Annotated in this window: 14 protein-coding genes and 3 pseudogenes; 11 read left to right on the plus strand and 6 right to left on the minus strand. The window is 57.6% G+C overall.

Annotated elements, in window-relative coordinates:
- Positions 1–4 precede the first annotated feature (4 nt).
- The 3 genes from K5R88_RS08290 to K5R88_RS08300 form a co-directional block, all read right to left on the minus strand.
- Positions 5–1,642, minus strand: a complete 1,638-nt coding sequence (locus K5R88_RS08290) for an ABC transporter substrate-binding protein (protein WP_226299684.1) — start codon at positions 1,640–1,642, stop codon at positions 5–7.
- A gap of 94 nt (positions 1,643–1,736) precedes the next feature.
- On the minus strand, positions 1,737–3,011 hold the full coding sequence (locus K5R88_RS08295; RefSeq protein ID WP_226299685.1) for an NAD(P)/FAD-dependent oxidoreductase: 1,275 nt from the start codon (positions 3,009–3,011) through the stop codon (positions 1,737–1,739).
- Between the two features lie 38 nt (positions 3,012–3,049).
- Entirely contained in the window at positions 3,050–3,718 is a 669-nt protein-coding gene (locus K5R88_RS08300; protein WP_226299686.1) for a haloacid dehalogenase type II, read from the minus strand.
- 542 nt (positions 3,719–4,260) lie between these two features.
- Between K5R88_RS08300 and K5R88_RS30780 the strand changes: the two genes are divergently transcribed.
- Entirely contained in the window at positions 4,261–4,386 is a 126-nt protein-coding gene (locus K5R88_RS30780; RefSeq protein WP_329959897.1) for an FAD-dependent oxidoreductase, read from the plus strand.
- Positions 4,383–5,831, plus strand: coding sequence for an FAD/NAD(P)-dependent oxidoreductase (locus tag K5R88_RS08305; RefSeq protein WP_226299687.1), 1,449 nt, complete (start codon positions 4,383–4,385; stop codon positions 5,829–5,831). Before K5R88_RS30780 ends, K5R88_RS08305 begins: the two co-directional genes overlap by 4 nt.
- A 69-nt stretch (positions 5,832–5,900) precedes the next feature.
- Here K5R88_RS08305 and K5R88_RS08310 read toward each other — a convergent pair whose 3' ends face one another.
- The gene (locus K5R88_RS08310; protein WP_226299688.1) at positions 5,901–6,785 is read right to left on the minus strand and encodes a LysR family transcriptional regulator; all 885 of its coding nucleotides are present in this window, start codon (positions 6,783–6,785) and stop codon (positions 5,901–5,903) included.
- A gap of 95 nt (positions 6,786–6,880) precedes the next feature.
- On the opposite strand from K5R88_RS08310, the gene K5R88_RS08315 reads away from it, so the two are divergent.
- The 8 genes and pseudogenes from K5R88_RS08315 to K5R88_RS08350 form a co-directional block, all read left to right on the plus strand.
- A complete protein-coding gene (locus K5R88_RS08315) occupies positions 6,881–8,017 on the plus strand; it encodes a DSD1 family PLP-dependent enzyme (RefSeq protein WP_226299689.1) in 1,137 nt (378 codons plus the stop codon).
- Positions 8,007–8,426 (plus strand): RidA family protein, encoded by a 420-nt coding sequence (locus tag K5R88_RS08320; RefSeq protein WP_226299690.1) that lies wholly within the window; start codon positions 8,007–8,009, stop codon positions 8,424–8,426. The genes K5R88_RS08315 and K5R88_RS08320 overlap by 11 nt, the downstream gene beginning before the upstream one ends.
- Positions 8,423–8,731, plus strand: a complete 309-nt coding sequence (locus tag K5R88_RS08325; RefSeq protein ID WP_226299691.1) for a (2Fe-2S)-binding protein — start codon at positions 8,423–8,425, stop codon at positions 8,729–8,731. Before K5R88_RS08320 ends, K5R88_RS08325 begins: the two co-directional genes overlap by 4 nt.
- Positions 8,713–10,104 carry an FAD/NAD(P)-dependent oxidoreductase gene (locus tag K5R88_RS08330; RefSeq protein ID WP_226299692.1) on the plus strand — a complete coding sequence of 464 codons (1,392 nt, stop codon included), beginning with the start codon at positions 8,713–8,715 and terminating at the stop codon, positions 10,102–10,104. The genes K5R88_RS08325 and K5R88_RS08330 overlap by 19 nt, the downstream gene beginning before the upstream one ends.
- Positions 10,101–11,285 carry an NAD(P)/FAD-dependent oxidoreductase gene (locus tag K5R88_RS08335; RefSeq protein ID WP_226299693.1) on the plus strand — a complete coding sequence of 395 codons (1,185 nt, stop codon included), beginning with the start codon at positions 10,101–10,103 and terminating at the stop codon, positions 11,283–11,285. The genes K5R88_RS08330 and K5R88_RS08335 overlap by 4 nt, the downstream gene beginning before the upstream one ends.
- 59 nt (positions 11,286–11,344) lie before the next feature.
- On the plus strand, positions 11,345–12,202 hold the full coding sequence (locus K5R88_RS08340) for a GNAT family N-acetyltransferase (RefSeq protein WP_226299694.1): 858 nt from the start codon (positions 11,345–11,347) through the stop codon (positions 12,200–12,202).
- Positions 12,203–12,466: 264 nt separating this feature from the next.
- On the plus strand, positions 12,467–13,954 hold the full coding sequence (locus tag K5R88_RS08345) for an aldehyde dehydrogenase family protein (protein WP_226299695.1): 1,488 nt from the start codon (positions 12,467–12,469) through the stop codon (positions 13,952–13,954).
- Positions 13,955–14,076: 122 nt separating this feature from the next.
- Positions 14,077–14,516 (plus strand): annotated as a pseudogene (locus K5R88_RS08350) (transposase); the annotation flags it as partial.
- A gap of 463 nt (positions 14,517–14,979) precedes the next feature.
- Here the strand turns inward: K5R88_RS08350 and K5R88_RS08355 are convergent.
- Positions 14,980–15,174, minus strand: a complete 195-nt coding sequence (locus tag K5R88_RS08355; RefSeq protein ID WP_226299696.1) for a DUF7740 domain-containing protein — start codon at positions 15,172–15,174, stop codon at positions 14,980–14,982.
- An 852-nt stretch (positions 15,175–16,026) separates the two neighbouring features.
- Positions 16,027–16,281: pseudogene (locus K5R88_RS30785) on the minus strand (ParA family protein); the annotation flags it as partial.
- A gap of 1,204 nt (positions 16,282–17,485) precedes the next feature.
- Between K5R88_RS30785 and K5R88_RS08360 the strand changes: the two are divergent.
- Positions 17,486–17,694, plus strand: a pseudogene (locus K5R88_RS08360) (hypothetical protein).
- Positions 17,695–17,778: the final 84 nt, after the last annotated feature.

Below are 17,778 nucleotides of genomic sequence, written 5' to 3' on the forward strand. Positions count from 1 at the left end.
TTCATCAAGCGTCTAGCCAGACCTGCTCGGAGAACATGTACCCCATGAAACCGCCCAGGGGATTGGTGCCATAGCCTTTGACCCGCTGGTCGACACCATCGATGTTGCTGATGAACACCGGAACGCCGATACCGCAGTGCTCGTGCACCAGGGTCTGCATGTCCGCATACATTTTGCTGCGTTTGGCGTCGTCGGTTTCACCGCGAGCGAGCACCAGCAACTGGTCAAACTGGTCGTTCTTCCAGCCGGACTCGTTCCAGGGCGCGCTCGACTGGAAGAACTGCGAGAACATCACGTCGGCGCTCGGCCGCGGGTTGATGTTGCCGAAACTCAGCGGGTGCTTCGCCCAGTGGTTGGACCAGTAGCCATCAGCCGGCAGGCGGTTGACGTCGAGCTTGAGCCCGACCTGTTTGGCCGACTGCTGCAACAACACGGCAATGTCCACCGAACCGGTGGCGGCCGGCGATGCCACCAGCGGCATGGTGATGCTTTCCATGCCGGCCTTCTTGAGCAGGAATTTGGCTTTTTCCGGGTCGTAGACCCGCTGTGGCAAGTCGGCGTTGAAGTAGCGCGAACCTGGGGAAATCGGGTGGTCGTTACCGACCACGGCAAAGCCACGGAACACCGCCGATTTGACCTGTTCACGGTCCAGCAAGTATTTCATTGCCTGGGTGAATTCCGGGCTTTTACCGGGCAACTGATCCTGGCGGATGATCAGGTCGGTGTAGTTGCCCGATGGCGCAGCCACCACCCGATGCCCGGCGCTGGCCTTGATACGCACCGTCGAACGCGGGTTGACCTCATTGATGATCTGCACGTCGCCCGATAACAGGGCGTTAATCCGTGATGGCTCGTCGGCAATGCCGATAAATTCGATCTCGTCCAGATAAGGCAAACCTGGTTTCCAATAATCGGTATTGCGCACGGCAATCGAGCGAACACCGGGTTTGAACTCCTTGGCCTTGAACGGCCCGGTACCAATGCCCAGGTTGAAATCGGTGGTGCCTTCGGGAACGATCATCAAATGCGAAACCGCGAGAATCGAAGGCAGCTCGGCATTCGGGCCGCTGAGACGAATCTGCACTTCATTGGTACCAGTGGCCTTGATCTCGGCGAACTGCTCCGCCAGCGGCATGACCTTGGAACCGGTGATTGGGTCCTTGTGCCGCAGTAGAGAAAATACCACGTCGGCGGCTGTCAGCGCCTTTCCGTTGTGGAAGGTCACATCCTTGCGCAGGGTGATCACCCAGAGCGTGGCATCGGTGGTATCGATGCGCTCGGCCAACTCCAGTTGCGGCACCATATGGCTGTCGAAACGGGTCAGGCCGTTATAGAACATGTAAATGCGCGTATAGTCGGTGGACGAGGAACCTTTGGCCGGATCCAGGGTATCAGCGGTGGAACTGGTCATGCCGGCGACACGAATCCGCCCACCCGGTTTGCCTTTGCCGGGGGTTGCAGCTTCTTCGGCGAAGAGCTTGCCAGCGGCACCGAACAGGCTGCCCGCGCCCGCCGCAGCCACACCGGCCAGGCCGAGCATTTGCAAGGCGTTACGGCGCGACATGCCGCGATTGAGGCCTTCGAATACCCGCAGGCTTTCCTGGCCGGAGATCAGTTGGGAGTCGATCTTGTTGTCAGTCATATCAGTTGTACCTGTCGAAAATGAGAAGGCTCGAGTGCTCCTGGTTATCCGGAGCGTCTGGAAACGCAAACGACGGTGACGCCACAACATCAACTCAATGCAAATAATCCTGGAAGCGGTAATAGGCGCCCACGAACGGCAGGAACCACGGTTTGCCGAAATGCCCGGGAATCGCCGGCCATTCGAGTTCGCGCCAAGGGTTGGCTTCGACGTTGCCGGCCATGACATCGGCCATGACCTGGCCCATGTGCACCGACATCTGCACGCCATGGCCGCTGTAGCCCATGGAGTGATAAATCCCGCCGTGTTGGCCGGCCCGGGGCAAGCGGTCGGACGTCATGTCCACCAGTCCGCCCCAGCAGTAGTCGATCTTCACGTTGGCCAACTGCGGAAACATCTGCACCATCGCCGCTTGCAGCACTTTGCCGCTTTTGGCGTCATTGACGCTGTCCGACATGGCGAACCGCGCACGGCCGCCAAACAGCAGGCGATTGTCCGGGGTCAGGCGGAAGTAGTTACCGATCATGCGGCTGGTGACATAGGCGCGGCGGCCCGGCAACAACTGCTCGATCAGTGACGGTGGAAGGACTTCGGTGGCAATCACAAAACTGCCCACCGGCACGATCCGTCGCCGATACCATCTCAGATCTCCGTGCTGACAGGCTCCAGTCGCCAACAGAACCTGTCCCGCCTGCAGCGAACCTTTGGTGGTATTGACCCGATAACCGTTGGCATTGGCTTGCCAGTCGCTCACCGCCGTATTCTCGTAGATCAACGCACCATAGCGGGCGGCGGCTTCGGCCAACCCGACGCCGAAACTCCCGACATGCATCTGCACGCCGTTGCGCTGCAGCAAGCCACCGTGGAACTGCGACGAATTGACTTCCGCACGGGTCTGCTCGGCGGTCAACAACTCGACATCGGCGTCGACTTCCCGGCGAATCAATTCACAGGTCCGCGCCAGCCCTTCGTAATGCAGTGGCTTGGCGGCGAGCTTCAGCTTGCCGTTACGCTTGAGGTCGCAGGCGATTTGCTCGTCTTCGACTAGTGCAACCACGGTCTGCACAGCGTTTTCATAGGCTTGGTAGTAAGCCCTGGCCTTATCGGCACCAAGACTTGCGCTCAGAGCGGCATAGTCCTGGGCAACGCCGGTGTTGCACTGACCACCGTTGCGCCCAGAGGCCTCGCCGATCACTCGCCCACCTTCCAGCACCACCACGCTGGCCCCTTTCAAGGCCAATGCTCGGGCTGCCGACAACCCGGTGAAACCGCCGCCCACAATGGCAACATCCACCTGCTCAGGCAGCGCGCCTTCTTGCGTGCCGAGGAACACTGGTGCGGTATCGAGCCAGTAAGATTCACTATGCATGTCCAACCCCTTGAGCCTTGAAGATCGACCGTTGAGGATCAGAGACCAACCAACCCGGCCAACCCACCGATATCAGGGATCTGCCGGTAGCCATAAACGGCATTGGCCGGCAGCTCATGACCACGGGCAACAAAGGCCTTGTTCTTGATCTTCATGTCGTGGGCCGGCATTAGGTCGTAACGAAAACTCGACGACACATGCAGGATGTCTTCCGGACCGCAGCCGAGGTTATCGAGCATGTACTCGAAGGCTGCCAGACGCGGCTTGTAAGCTTGCGCCTGCTGGGCGGTGAAGACCTTATGAAACGGCGCGCCGAGTTTGTCGACGTTGGACATGATCTGATCGTCCATTGCATTGGAGAAGATCACCAACGGAATCTTGTCCGCAATTTTCGACAACCCGGCCGGTACGTCCGGGTGCGGACCCCAGGTCGGCACGGCGTCGTAATACAGCTGACCTTCGTCGCGGTATTCGACACCCCAACGCTTGCAGACACGCGCCAGGGCGGTCTTGAGAATTTCATCATAAGGCCGCCAGTCGCCCATGACCTGATCCAGACGATAGGCGGAGAAATCCAAGACAAACTGGTCCATCTGCGCGGGCGGGATGCGATCAGCGAACAGCTCACGCGTCATGGTGCCCATTTGGAAGTTGGTCAACGTGCCATAGCAGTCGAAGGTAATGTACTTGGGTCGAAGAAAGCTCATGGGTGCGGTCCTGGATTATTGTTAAGGGCATGACGGGCCAAGCAGTTACACCGCTCGGGAAGCATCAGTGCAACGCTGCATCACGGATTTATTACAACACCACAAGACCGTTCATATATCGTTAAAAGTGTAGTCTTGCTGGCATAAACCACCGTTTTACGGGCCACCCTCAGCAGAGTTTGCGGAGCGCTCCAAGCGTGGGCATCCTTTTCTATAAATGCGCTTTTTTGAGCACTTTTTTATCGCGACCGGGCTGATTTTCCCACTGGAAGTCACAGCGCCTGATCCTTGCCGACACCAAGCATTCCAACGCAAAACAGTCCAAGCATTTACTGCCGACATTGAAACGCAATTGAGCAGTAACAACGGCTTGTGGCGCCGTCATTTAGGGAATCTGCCGAATCAACTTCAGCCTCTTGTCAGGCGTCACCACCGGTGGGATATAAATTTAACTATCGGCGGCGTCAGCCAATTTGCTCTGGTGACTCAGGCCATAGGCTGATGCAGTCGGCAACGAAACTCATCGGGGGAGTGCCGTGCAGGTGCGAGATCACGACGTAATAGTAATTGGCGCCGGACTCTGCGGTGCAGCGATAGCCTGGGGGCTAGCAAGAAGTAGCCTGAACACTGTGGTGTTGGATGGTGCTGATCCGGTCCCGCAGGGATGAGCGCTGCGACACAAGCCTGCATGAGCGGTGCGAGTGTGCGGATTGTTGACGAAGCCGTTGCGCAAGGCGGCCAGATTTACCGGGCGATCACGCGCAATCGCCTGGAGTCGCGTCCCTACCTGGGCAAGAACTTTTGGCTCGGTCGCACGCTGTCCGACACCTTCGAAGCCGCCGCTGTGCATTATGCGCCGCGAACGCGGGTCTGGTGCCTGGAGGGCGCACAAACGACATCAGCCCACCCTTTCGCGAAAGTGGGCATCTCGCTCGCAGGTGTTGCGCGATTCGTGGAGGCGCGCAGGGTCATTCTCGCTACGGATGCAATGGAACGCCCCATGCCAGTTCCGGGCTGGACCTTACCCGGGGTGTTGACTTCGGGGGCAGCACAGATTGCCCTCAAGACCGCGGGGTTGGTTCCCCAAGGACAACTGGTCCTGGCTGGCTGCGGGCCATTGCTCTATCAACTGGCTGCGCAGTTGCTAAAAGCGGGCACGAAGATCGACACCATCCTTGATACCGCGCCGGGCCTGCATCGACGCCCGGACGCACTACGCGGACTGGGTGGCTTCATCCGCTCCCCCTACGCTCTGAAGGGCCTCGCCCTTCTCGCTAAGGTGAGCCTGAAGACACGTGTCGTTAAAGGCGTGACCGCGATTGCCCTAACGGGGAGCGATAAAGTCGAAAGCGTTAAATACACCGCTTCCGGCGTTCAACATCAAATCGCCGCCGACTGTCTCTTGCTCCATCAGGGAGTGATTCCTGAAACACACTTGGCGCGCTCTGCGGGTTGCGCATTGTCCTGGAACGAGAGCCAAAAAGCTTTTGCCCCACAGCTTGATTCCCAGGGACGCAGCAGCATCAGGGACATCCTTGTGGCTGGCGATGCGGCGGGTATCGGAGGTGCTCATGTAGCAGAACTGGAAGGTCAGGCCGTGGCATTGAACGCCCTTGCGGACTTGGGCCTCATAGATACTTGTTTATTTGAGCAACGCCAGAGGCAAGTACAGATCTCGCTCAAAAAATATAGGCGAGGCCGCAGGTTCATCAACGCGCTGTATTTGCCCGAGCCTCAATTCTTGATACCTGCAATTGACTCGACACTGGTGTGCCGATGTGAGGAAGTCACCGCTGGCACACTACGCCAGGTGATCGAATTGGGGGCTACCGGGCCGAATCAACTCAAGACGATGACCCGCTGTGGTATGGGGCCGTGTCAAGGACGACTGTGTGATGCAACGATCACCCATCTGTTGTCGGACAGCCTCAACATCAGTCCCAAACACATCGGCAGCATCCGCATCCGCCCTCCGGTAAAGCCAATCCGCCTGGCAGAGATCGCGGCCATGCCCTTTACACCGACCTCGGTGTTCGCTGTAACAGGGAAGTGGCCAGATGGGCAAAATTCAATACCTGAAAGAACAGAGGTACGCCCCTCAACAGATATCTGAAATACGCCGATCATGCATCGCCGACCGGCGCCCACTCCAACGAAGTGTCCGACCTGCTTCACACCACGGTCATGCTTTCAATGCATCTTCCAGAAATGCCACCAATGCCTGTACGCGAGGGCTGCGGAGTTTGCGTGAGGGCACCAACAGGTTGATCGGTGCGCTGTCGAATTGCCAATCCGCCAACACCCGTATCAGGCTGCCGTTGGCGATTGCGTCACTGACATCCCATTGCGAACGTAGCACCAACCCCAAGCCTTGCTCGGCCCAACGCCGGGCTACGCTTCCATCATTGCTCAACAACACGGGTTCGATGCGCAGCGTTTTGCGCCCCTGCCCCTTACGCATATGCCACAGCGTGACATCTTCATCATTTTCTCGAATGCAAATGCAGCGATGCTCGGCAAGTTGATCCGGCGACGACGGCACACCGTGCTGCTCAAGATAGGCCGGACTGGCGCATAACCATCGGTTGTTTTGTGTGAGTGGCCTGGCGATCCACAGGCTGTCGTTGAGGTTACCGATGTGAATCACCGCATCGCTGTCGTGACGATCAGGCCACGGCGTTTCGCGCAAATCGAGGTGCAGGCACAGCTGTGGATGCAACCTGGCAAAGCGGGCCAGCAGCGGCGCAATGCGCTGTCGCCCATAGCCGAACGGCGCCGCCAGCCTGAGTGTGCCAACCAGTCGCTCGTCATGTTGCTTGAAGGATTCCGGGAGCGCATCCAGCTGGTCCAGCAAGATCGCGCATTCACGGGAGAAACGCTCGCCATCGGCAGTAAGACTCAGGCGCCGGGCATCGCGATTGGCCAGGGTCAGCCCCAGCAGCGTCTCCAGCTTACGCAGACGCATGGACAGCGCCGGTGGCGAGACATTCAGGACTCTGGCGGCAGCGCTTAAAGACTCGGAGCGCGCCAGCGTTACGGCCAGACGTAGGTCTTCGACAGAGATCATTCAATTTTACTTAATGATTGATGACTATTCATTGAACCATAACTTCACGATGGCTGAGTAGAGTGGGCCCCGTACCCAGCCACCCGAGTTTTGTCATGCCAGCCTCTATTGCCTCCCTCGATACCCCCGTCGCGATAGTCAATGTCCCGCGAATGCAGCGCAATATCCAGCGCATGCAGCAACGCATGGACACCCTGGGTGTGCGTTTGCGCCCGCACATCAAAACCAGCAAATGCCTCCCCGTCATCAAGGCACAGATAGCCGCTGGCGCGAGCGGTGTCACGGTTTCCACCCTGAAAGAAGCTGAGCATTGTTTCGCTGAGGGCATCAGCGATGTGTTCTATGCCGTCGCAATAGCGCCTGGCAAATTGGCTCAGGCACTGACACTCAGGCGCAAAGGCTGCAATCTGAGTGTGCTCACCGACAGTGTCATTGGGGCTCAAGACATCGTCTCTTTCGGACAGAAAAACGACGAGCGATTCGAGGTCTGGATCGAGATAGATTGCGACGGCCACCGATCAGGTCTGACCGTTGAGGACAGCGCACTCATAGACGTCGCACGGGTCCTTTCCGAGGGGGGCATGCAACTGCGAGGCGTGATGACCCACGCCGGATCCAGTTACGAACTCGACAATCTTGAAGCGCTGCAGATCTTGGCCGAACAAGAGCGCTTCCTCTGCGTCAGCGCCGCCGAAAGAATCCGCGACGCCGGGATGGCGTGCCCAGAGGTCAGCATCGGCTCCACTCCCACGGCACTGTCGGCGCTGAGCCTGAAAGGCGTCACTGAAGTACGCGCAGGTGTCTACGTGTTCTTCGACCTGGTCATGCACAACATCGGCGTCTGCCAGCCAGACGAGTTGGCACTGAGCGTGTTGACCACCGTTATCGGTCACCAGCAAGACAAAGGCTGGATCATCACCGATGCCGGCTGGATGGCCATGAGTCGTGATCGCGGCACGCAGCGCCAACGACAGGACTTCGGTTACGGACAGGTGTGTACCGAAGCTGGCGACTGGATCGAGGGCGCGCTGGTCACTGGCGCCAACCAGGAACACGGCATCATCACACTTGGAGCGGCCGAGAGCGCCAATATCGTAGCGCGCTTCCCTATCGGCAGCCGTCTGCGCATTCTGCCCAACCATGCATGTGCCACAGGCGCGCAATTCCCGGACTATCACGCCTGTGACGCCGAGGGCGTCGTGCACATCTGGAGTCGCTTACATGGCTGGTAATCAAGCAGGTTCGATCGACTTAATCCACACGGCTAACGCAGCAGCTCCGGGTGGACATTACTCCCAGGCGGTAGCGCACGAGGGTGTTTTATATGTGTCCGGGCAACTGCCGGTACGCGCGAATGGCGACCACAGTGCCGACCAACCGTTTGAGGTTCAAGCATCAATCGCCCTCGACAACCTCGTGGCGATCCTCAGCGAAGCGGGCCGGAGCACGAGTGACCTCCTGAAGGTCACTGTCTATGTCGTAGGGATAGAACACTGGCCCGCCTTTGATCGAATTTATGCCCATTACCTGGGTGAACATCGGCCAGCACGCGCCGTGGTACCCGTTCCGGTCTTGCATCATGGTTACTTGATCGAAATCGAAGCACTGGCCCGCAGTGAACAAAAGGAAACCTACCTATGACGGGGCGCCTTGCAAGACTGGGAGAGCACGAACGCCCCAGCGTAAAACTTTGGGTGGACGGCTTGCCCATCACAGCGTTGCAGGGCGACACCCTGATGGTCGCGTTGCTGACTCAGGGTTCGGCCTTGCGTCAATCGGAGTTCGATTCGGGCCGACGCGCCGGTTTCTGCCTGATGGGCGCGTGCCAGGACTGTTGGGTCTGGACCCGCAGCGGCGAGCGTCTACGCGCCTGTTCCAATGAGGTCCGTGAAGACCTGGATATTGTCACCACACAACCGGAGGCGATATGGCCACTGCACGGCTGAGCGCTCATAAAGTCGTTATCGTCGGTGCCGGGCCGGCCGGCGTTCGCTGTGCCGAAACCCTGGTCGCCGCTGGTTTCAAGCCGATCCTGATCGACGAGAATCGTCGGGATGGCGGGCAGATCTACCGTCGCCAACCCGAAGGTTTTACCCGCGGTTATGCCACCCTGTATGGCACCGAGGCAGCCAAGGCCAATGACCTGCACCAGAGCTTCGACCGCTTGCGCGGGCAGATTGACTATCGTCCGGACACGCTGGTGTGGAACCTGACGCCGGGGCAACTGTGCTGCGTCAGCCAGGGCAAGCACGCGACGGTGGATTACGACGCGCTGATCCTCTGCACCGGTGCCACCGACCGCTTGATGCCGATCGAAGGCTGGCAGTTGGCGGGCAATTACAGCCTCGGCGGGGCGCAGATCGCCTTGAAATCCCAGGCCGTGTCCATCGGCCACCGCGTGGTGTTCATGGGCAGCGGACCGCTGCTGTATCTGGTCGCCAGTCAGTATGTGAAAGCCGGGGCCAAAGTCGCGGCAGTGCTCGATACCTCGCCGTTGAGCAAACGGATTGGCGCATTGCCGAAACTGCTGGCGCGTCCGGGATTGCTGTTCACCGGAATGAAGCTGTTGGCGCAGTTGTACCGGGCGAAGATCCCGGTGCACCTGGGCATTTCGCCACTCCAAGTGCAGGGCGATGCAGCCAGCGGTGTCAGTGGCGTGCGCGTGCGCACGGCGCGCGGTGAGACCTTGACGGTGGATTGCGATGCCGTGGCGCTGGGTTATCACCTGCGCCCGGAAACCCAATTGGCCGACCTGGCCGGTTGCCGTATGCGCTTCGATGAAGCGTCGAGCCAATGGTGGCTGGCGGTGGATGAAGACGGTCGGACCTCGGTCAGCGGTGTATATGCCGCCGGCGACGGTTCGAAGATTCGCGGTGCCGATGCGGCCGAGCACGCAGGGCGCCTGGTGGCCATGGCGCTGCTGGAGGATCAGCAGCAACCGGTGAACGTCGGGTTGCGCGACGAACAACGCCACGCGCTGGCGGTAATGGATCAGTTTCGTCTGGGTCTGGCGCAGGCGTTTCCCTGGCCGGCGGCGCAAGCCAAAGCCTTGCCGGACACGGCCATCGTCTGCCGCTGCGAAATGATCAGCGTGGGCGAATTACGTGCAGTGGTCCGGAAAAAAGGCGCTTGTGAAGTCAACCGGGCCAAGGCGTTCAGCCGGGTCGGCATGGGTCGCTGCCAGGGGCGTTATTGCTCCCAGGCCGGGGCTGAAGTGATTGCCGCAGCCGCCGGCGTTTGCGTGGAACAGGTCGGTCGGCAGCGCGGTCAGGCCCCGGTCAAACCCTTACCGATGACGATCATCGAGGAGCCCTCATGAAACCGCAAAAAAGCGATGTCCTGATTATCGGCGGCGGCATCATGGGCTCGACGTCGGCGTTTTTCCTGCGCCAGCGTGGACACTCGGTCACCCTGCTGGAGCGCGACCAGATCGGTCAGTACGCCAGCGGCGTGAACTTCGGCAACGTGCGACGCCAGGGGCGTTACCTCGGGCAGCTGGAACTAGCCAACCGTTCCTGGGCGTTGTGGAAACGACTGCCGGAGCTGATCGACGACGACCTCGAGTTCATCGCCAGCGGCCATATGCGTGTGTGTTATCGCGAAGACGAAATTGCTGAACTGGAGGCCTATGCGGCGGCCCCGGAGGCCCGTGAACTGGACTTGCAGCTCCTCACGGGCAAGGCCTTGCACGCACGCTTCCCGTTCCTCGGCCCGGAGGTCAAGGGCGGCTCCTACGCGCCCCACGATGGTCACGCCAACCCACGTCTAGCGGCGCCGGCATTCGCCCGGGCGGCCCGTCGCCTCGGTGCCCGGATCGAAGAGCGCACCGAAGTCGCCGAGGTGCAGAAGGTCAATGACGAATTCCACGTCACGACCACCGATGGCCAACTGTTTGTCGCCCAGCAATTGTTAATCACCGCGGGCGCCTGGGCCGCCAAACTGTCCGAGCAATTCGGTGAACCCGTGCCGTTGGAACCCAATGGTCCGCAGATGTCCGTGACCGAGCCGGTGCCTTACGCCTTGCCGACGGTGATCGGCGTGTTTACCAAAATCAAGGAAGAGGTGATCTACTTCCGGCAGATCCCCCGCGGCAACATCATCATCGGCGGCGGCAACCGCTGCACACCTGACATGCTCAACCGGCGCGCCTACTTCAAGCCGGAAAGCTTGCTCAACCAGATGCGGCAAATTCGCCGCCTGCTGCCGGGGGCCGAGAAGCTGAACATCATCCGGGTGTGGAGCGGCATCGAGAGCTATACACCGGACTCCCTGCCGGTCATTGGCCCCAGTGGCAACATCGATGGCTTGTTCTATGCCTTCGGCTTCTGCGGCCATGGCTTTCAGCTCGGCCCGGGCGTCGGCGACGTGATGGCCGAACTGATCAGCACCGGCAGTACCCGTACCTTGATCAGTCCATTCGATATCCGTCGGTTTACTCACCCCTCCGCGATTGCGATGCCGTTATCTACAAGCCTACTCAGCACAGGCAAACTTATATGAGCCGCGCACCGCAACTCCCTGATCGCCCCACTCAAGACCGCCATCTTCAAGGAGGCTCCATGCCTGCAACGTCAGATTCTGCCTATCTGAACCGCACTGTTACCGCGGCGGATATGCCCGCGGCACACGCGCTCTCCGTGCACCTGAAATGGCCTCACCGAGAAGAAGACTGGGCCATGGTGCAGCGCACGTCCGAAGGCTTTGTCACGGAACATAACGGTCAGTTGGTCGGCGTAGCATTCGCCTGCCATCAAGGCGCTTATTCCTCCATCGGCCTGGTGATCGTGAGTGATGAGCACCAAGGAAAGGGGATCGGACGTCGACTGATGAACCTGTGCCTGGAAGCCATTGCACCCCGCACGCCGATGCTCAATGCCACCGAGTCGGGTGCGCCGCTCTATGCAAGCCTGGGGTTCGTCGACTTCGCGCGAATCCAGCAGCATCAAGGCGTGCCACAGACACCGACGCTGATCACTTTGATCAAGGGCTCGCAGTGTCGCACATTAGGCCCAACCGATTACCCGAGACTGATTGAATTGGCCAATGCTGGTAGCGGCCTGGACCGCACAGCGGTACTCAACGATTTGCTCCCGATGGCCGAGTACGTGGTCGGCATCGACGTGGATGGACAGCTACAAGGCACTGCCCTGCTCCGTTGTTTTGGTCGTGGCCATATCATTGGTCCGGTTGTCGCACAAAACCAGGAACAGGCCCAGCACTTGATTACCCACCTTCTGCGTTTGATACCTGGTGCTTTTGTTCGTTTCGACATTCTGGCCGATTGCGGGTTGGCCGACTGGTTGGAGAGCCTGGGGTTGTTGTGCGTCGACAGAGCGCCGCGAATGGTTCTGGGAGTACCCCCGCAATCTAGCGACGGAATCAGGCAGTTTGCTCTGGTGACTCAAGCTATCGGCTAGCGATCACGACCGCCAGCAAGGGTTTTATCGGACGCAATACCAACGTAAACGGCTCAGTTGCATTGATGCAAAGTTAGCCTGGCAGATACAGCAGATTATCCCTTGCCGACTTGAATAACGGCATATTTTACCTGAGCCGTTTTGTTAGCTTATTGAGGTGACAGGGCACTAGGGATGTACTGGTCGCTACGGTGATGCTCTGACTCGCGACCTCCCCGGCCCTGCTGTTCGCAGCGCCTATTACCGCTCCAAGGAGCTAGTTGAATGACAACACAATCTTCGAATGGCTACAGCGTTGATCCTCAAACGTCTCACAAGTTTTATATCAACGGCCGCTGGTCTTCCCCTGCAATCCCGGCAAGTTTGCCGGTGGTCAATCCGGCAACTGAAGAGGTCGTTGCGCAGGTCGCGCAAGGCTCTGCCGAGGATGTTGATCGGGCAGTAGCTGCGGCGCGAGCAGCGTTTCCTGGTTGGTCTGCTACCTGCGCAGAGTCGCGCGCGCTTGTCCTTGGAAAGATCCATGAGCTCATCCTTGAGCGAAAAGAAGTGCTCGCGCAGGCCCTCTCTCTCGAAATGGGCGCAGCCATCGGTTCCGCCCGGGCAATGCAGGTGCCTCTCGCGGCCGAACACGTTCGGGTCGCCCGCGATCTGCTGTCCACTTATCGTTTCCAAACGGTTGAAGGCGGCACCGCGATTGAACGCGAACCCATAGGCGTCTGCGGCCTCATCACTCCGTGGAACTGGCCGCTTTATCAAATCACCGCGAAAGTCGCCCCGGCAATTGCTGCCGGATGCACTGTAGTTCTGAAACCCAGCGAACTGTCGCCTCTGAGTGCCCTTCTTTTTGCACAACTGGTGCATGACGCAGGCCTGCCGCCGGGCGTCTTCAACCTGGTGAACGGAAGTGGTCCCGAGGTCGGCGCAGCCATGGCGGCGCATCCCGATATCGATATGATTTCGATCACCGGCTCCAACCGCGCAGGCGCGCTGGTTGCTCAGGCGGCTGCCCATACGGTGAAACGCGTCACACAAGAACTGGGAGGCAAGTCGCCGAACCTACTGCTTCCCGACGTCGACTTCGCTAAAGCCGTTCCACTGGGAGTGATGTCTGCGTTTCGCAACGTCGGACAATCGTGCAGTGCCCCAACAAGAATGATCGTCCCAAAGGACAGGCTGGCCGAGGTCGAATCGCTGGCTGCCGCAACCGCCAATGCAATCATCGTGGGTGACCCACAATCGGAAGATACGGTACTCGGTCCGATTGCCAACGAGGCCCAGTTCAATCGCGTGCAAGCAATGATCGAGGCCGGCCTTGTTGAGGGCGCAAAACTCGTTTGCGGTGGACCAGGACGTGTGCCGGGCTTTGAAAAGGGCTTTTACACCCGACCGACTGTTTTCTCCGAGGTCGATTCCGCAATGCGGATCGCTCAAGAAGAAATTTTTGGTCCGGTGCTGTGCATCATTCCGTATGAAACGATCGATGAGGCAGTCGCTATCGCAAACGATACGGTCTATGGGCTGGGCGCCCATGTTCAGGCTCAGAACCTTGATCTTGCGCGTGCCGTTGCCTCTCGTATTCGTGCGGGACAAGTGCATCTGAATTACCCCGCCTGGAATCCGATGGCTCCGTTCGGCGGTTACAAGCGATCTGGTAATGGTCGTGAGTACGGTGTCTATGGCTTTGAAGAGTACCTGGAAACCAAAGCAATCATTGGATTTGGCGAATCGCTAGGTTCTCCTTCACGCACATAGAACACTTTTAGTCGATACAACTATGGCAATTTTTAGCGTCCATTAATCATAAATAGCTGGCAGGCAGTGAGGTTATTTCCTCACAAGCCTGCTTGCGCGACCACGGTTTTTCGGCAAGCACAATGCCGAAAAACCTGGCGGAACAAAATCCGGTGCGTCTCGTCGATGTCTTCGTCGATAAACTCAACCTAGATGCACTAGGTTTTGACGGTGTCGACCTTGCCGTACTGGCCGCCCGGCCTATCACCAAGCGGTCTTGCCGAAGATCTTTGTTTACGGCTATCTCAATCAAACGCAGTCTAGCTGCCGGCTGGAACCAGAGGCCAAGCGCAACATGCAGTTGATGTGGCTCACGGGGCGCTTGGCTCCGGACTTCAAAACATCGCCAACATTCGCAAGGATAACGGCAAAGCCATTCGCAGCGTATGTCGCCAGTTCGTGGTTCTTTGCCGCAACCTGAATCTCCTTTCCTCAGTCGATCATCTTCGACGGCAGCAAATTCAAAGCCGTCAACAACCACGACCGTAATTTCAGCCATCGCAAAGTGAAGGCACGCATGCAATAAATCGAACAAAGCATCGATTGCTATCTTGCGGCAATGGATTCGGCGGGGAGCTCATCCGCCTTTTCGTGCAGGTAACGTGCTTTCCAAAGCGAGCCCCAGACCTTGGCTGGCAACCTCCAGCATCAAAAAGGAGCGATCGAAGCTCCGATAGGTTGACAGCCAAGGTCTTGGGCTTACTTCCTTTCTGGTAAAGACGGCTCACCGCCTTCACTGAGTGAACGCCCATATCAAAACGCTTACGCTAGTAAATACGCTGAAGGGAAAATATAGGAGTACTCGGCACGGAACAGAGGATGCAGCGAAAATTGAGGTCACTTATTTCGGGCAGCCTCCTAAATAGGGAAGCAGAAATGTCCCGACCCAAGACAGGAGGTTCGGAATCATTGAGCGAGGAAATTCGACTCAGCCGCCAACGCTTAGCTCTGGATACGCTCGTGGCGACCTAACGATGGGGGTTCCGTCAGTCGTCCAGATTTTCAGCAATAAAGCCCACTAGATTAAGTGGATTTTTTGATTCAATCACCTTGTAGATGAGATCACGCTTGCTTCGTGGCAGCTTCTTAACGACGCTCTTCGCCGAAGCCCTGACAGCTTCGTCCGTCCCATGGATTCGAGCCGCCAGAAGTAGCACCAGTGTTGCGTCAGAGAGGTTCATAACAACGCCCCAATAATTTAGCTTCTCAGTGTAGCGAATTCACATTTGTGAACGCACGCTCAATGAGCAAAGCAATACTGACGCGTTTGTGACCTATTTGTATTTTGATGCAATTATTCCAACAAGCTGATGGCAATGATTACCCCAATCGGCCCAGAAATATCGGCAGGTCAAAGTCCCCCGCGACAACACCGCCCGCTCACGTCCTAACGCGCCATCGAGCTGAGAGCTACTACCCGAAATCCATGTGCCTGTAGCTGCCGCGCCTAATAGTGCGCACCACCACAACTTTCCATGCCGACCTCACAGCCAGGCTCGATTTTCTCCAGCACCGTTTGAAGCCAGCGATCACTAGGTAAACGCTGCCGTCCAGGTTTACCTCTACAGAAGGACGTTATGGTCGAAATCTCAGCTATCGCGACAAAATAGCGCCAACACCTTAGCCCCTGACGATCTCATGCAGCGACGACTGTCAGAGGGCAACCGATCTGGCTCAACAGATTGAGCAAAGCGGCCCCACACATGCAACTCAACGTTTTGGCGCTCAAATTGTGCACCATCACCCCGCTCGCCCGAACGCGCGCAACAGCACACTCCGGCTCCAAGACACTGCGGCGGTGGCAGCGCCTCAGACAGACGCCTCGCCCCTTCCCGTCCCTGCACCTCTCTCTCGCCTGGAACGGGCGGCGCATCGACGACATTTGACTACGCTGCTTTTGAACTGCACACGTGCCAGCCTACCAAATAGATGTCGGCCTCCTTCTAATTCACAACTCCTCCGTAGACCTAAAGGGCGCCCCGCCCAAGTGAGTATCTCATGCAAGATTGGAAGCAAACTCGTAAAGACTGAAGCTAAGCGGTTCGCTCGAGAGCATCCAGCAAACCAAAAAACTCCCGAGAAAGCTTATGCCGAGGAGCCAAATGGATGATGGGTACTGAAACTTCGTGAGATTCGCGCATCTTGACGGAGCTGCTCAGATAAACCGGTAGCACAGGCAAATCTTCGGCCAACAGTGCATCAACGAGATTTTGGTGCAAGCCGGTATGCCTGGTGAACTGATTGACCACCACCCCTTCCACTTTCAGTAATTCATTGTGATCATTCTTCTACTTTCGAAGCCGCCGGATAGTGTTTGTTTGAAAAAATCGGCGATGCCCGAAGGGATGCTCTCGTTGGATTTTCCAACGCCCCCTTACTGATTGAATACAACACGACGCATGGGGCTTGCTCATCCATGAAAAAGGCCGAAGGCCGACTGAAAGAAGGTGGAAGAAGTCGTGTCAATTCTATGACCGTAATATTTCAGTTTTACGACTGCGATTGACGAAAGGGCTGGGCTAGAGGGATGGCCTGGCGATACAACGTAATAACAATGGAATCGGCGCAACCAGAATGAGGATTTATAAACGACTCTGAGACGGGGTTGATGACCGTTTAGCAAAACGCTTCATTGCAGCTAGCCGTCAGCAGTCGGGGGAAAGAGAGGCACGATGCGCTGTCATAAATTGTCTCAGCTCAGTCCTGCATAGTTGTTGAAATCATGGAGCCTAACCGGTACTTGTAGAACACCAATCGTTAGCAGGGAACGCACCATGCAGCCAAGATTCAAGGTGATCGAGACCACCAGACTGGACGATGGCAGTAAGCGATACAGGGTCGTTGATCTTGTAGAAGGGGGCTCAGCTAGCAAGCATGGTGTGTTCAAGGCCAGGGCCGAGGCAGACGCTATTTGTTCACTCCTGAATGCCGCACATCCACGTCAAAATGCAGTAGGTCGTGCTTCCGCAAGCTCCTGACTTACTCCTTTCGGAACGCCGGGCGCCTGATGACTATGCGGGAGCGAACGCCTATAGCGCAGTCACGGATTCCCGTTCCGAAAGGACTCTTTGAAGCCACTCAAGGTTAAGCCGCTGACACTCTCCCTCGGCTTCTTCTCGGCTCTGATAGGTAGTCTTCAGCCGCAGCTTCTCCTCATTGTCATAGAGGTTGAAGCCTATAGGTGCGGTCTGGCAGTAGAAGCGCGATCCGTTACGCATTGATCCCGTTTCCGTTGGGATTGCAGGGACAACAACAAATCTCGAAATCATCTTCACGTCCTCTCCAAGCACCTCTTCACTATTAGCGGCTATGAGCCATCATCGCAAGAGACCGCAGTCAGTTTTCGATGAGAAGCACGAGCGGCCTGGAGAGGCTGGCAGCATCGTAGAAAGGCATGAGCGAAGCGCTACCCCGTACCTCTAGCTGGGACGACCATCTATTCCTGAAGAGTTTCCTGCCGCTACGCTGACCCTCCTTCACGGAGGATTCGCGGTGCCAAATTCAGAGCTGCACTCTTCACTGCTATGCAAAATCAATCAGAACCAACTCGCCCTGAGGCCGCCATCATGGAGCTGACCCTCAGGGCCGAGCAGCACGGATCAGCAGAGGTCGCTAGTAACGTTCGAAGCGCTCTGGAGACCATCAATAAAAACGAAGAGTTCATAAAAATGACACTCGCGGTACTCATGAAACCGGAGTGATCCAACCTGCTAGTAAGCGTTACGACCATGTTAATGGTATGTTATAAGATAACCACATTTGATCTGTCAGTCTTTCCTGGCAGC

Origin of the sequence: Pseudomonas sp. MM213 (assembly GCF_020423045.1) — a bacterium.
Classification (GTDB): domain Bacteria; phylum Pseudomonadota; class Gammaproteobacteria; order Pseudomonadales; family Pseudomonadaceae; genus Aquipseudomonas; species Aquipseudomonas migulae.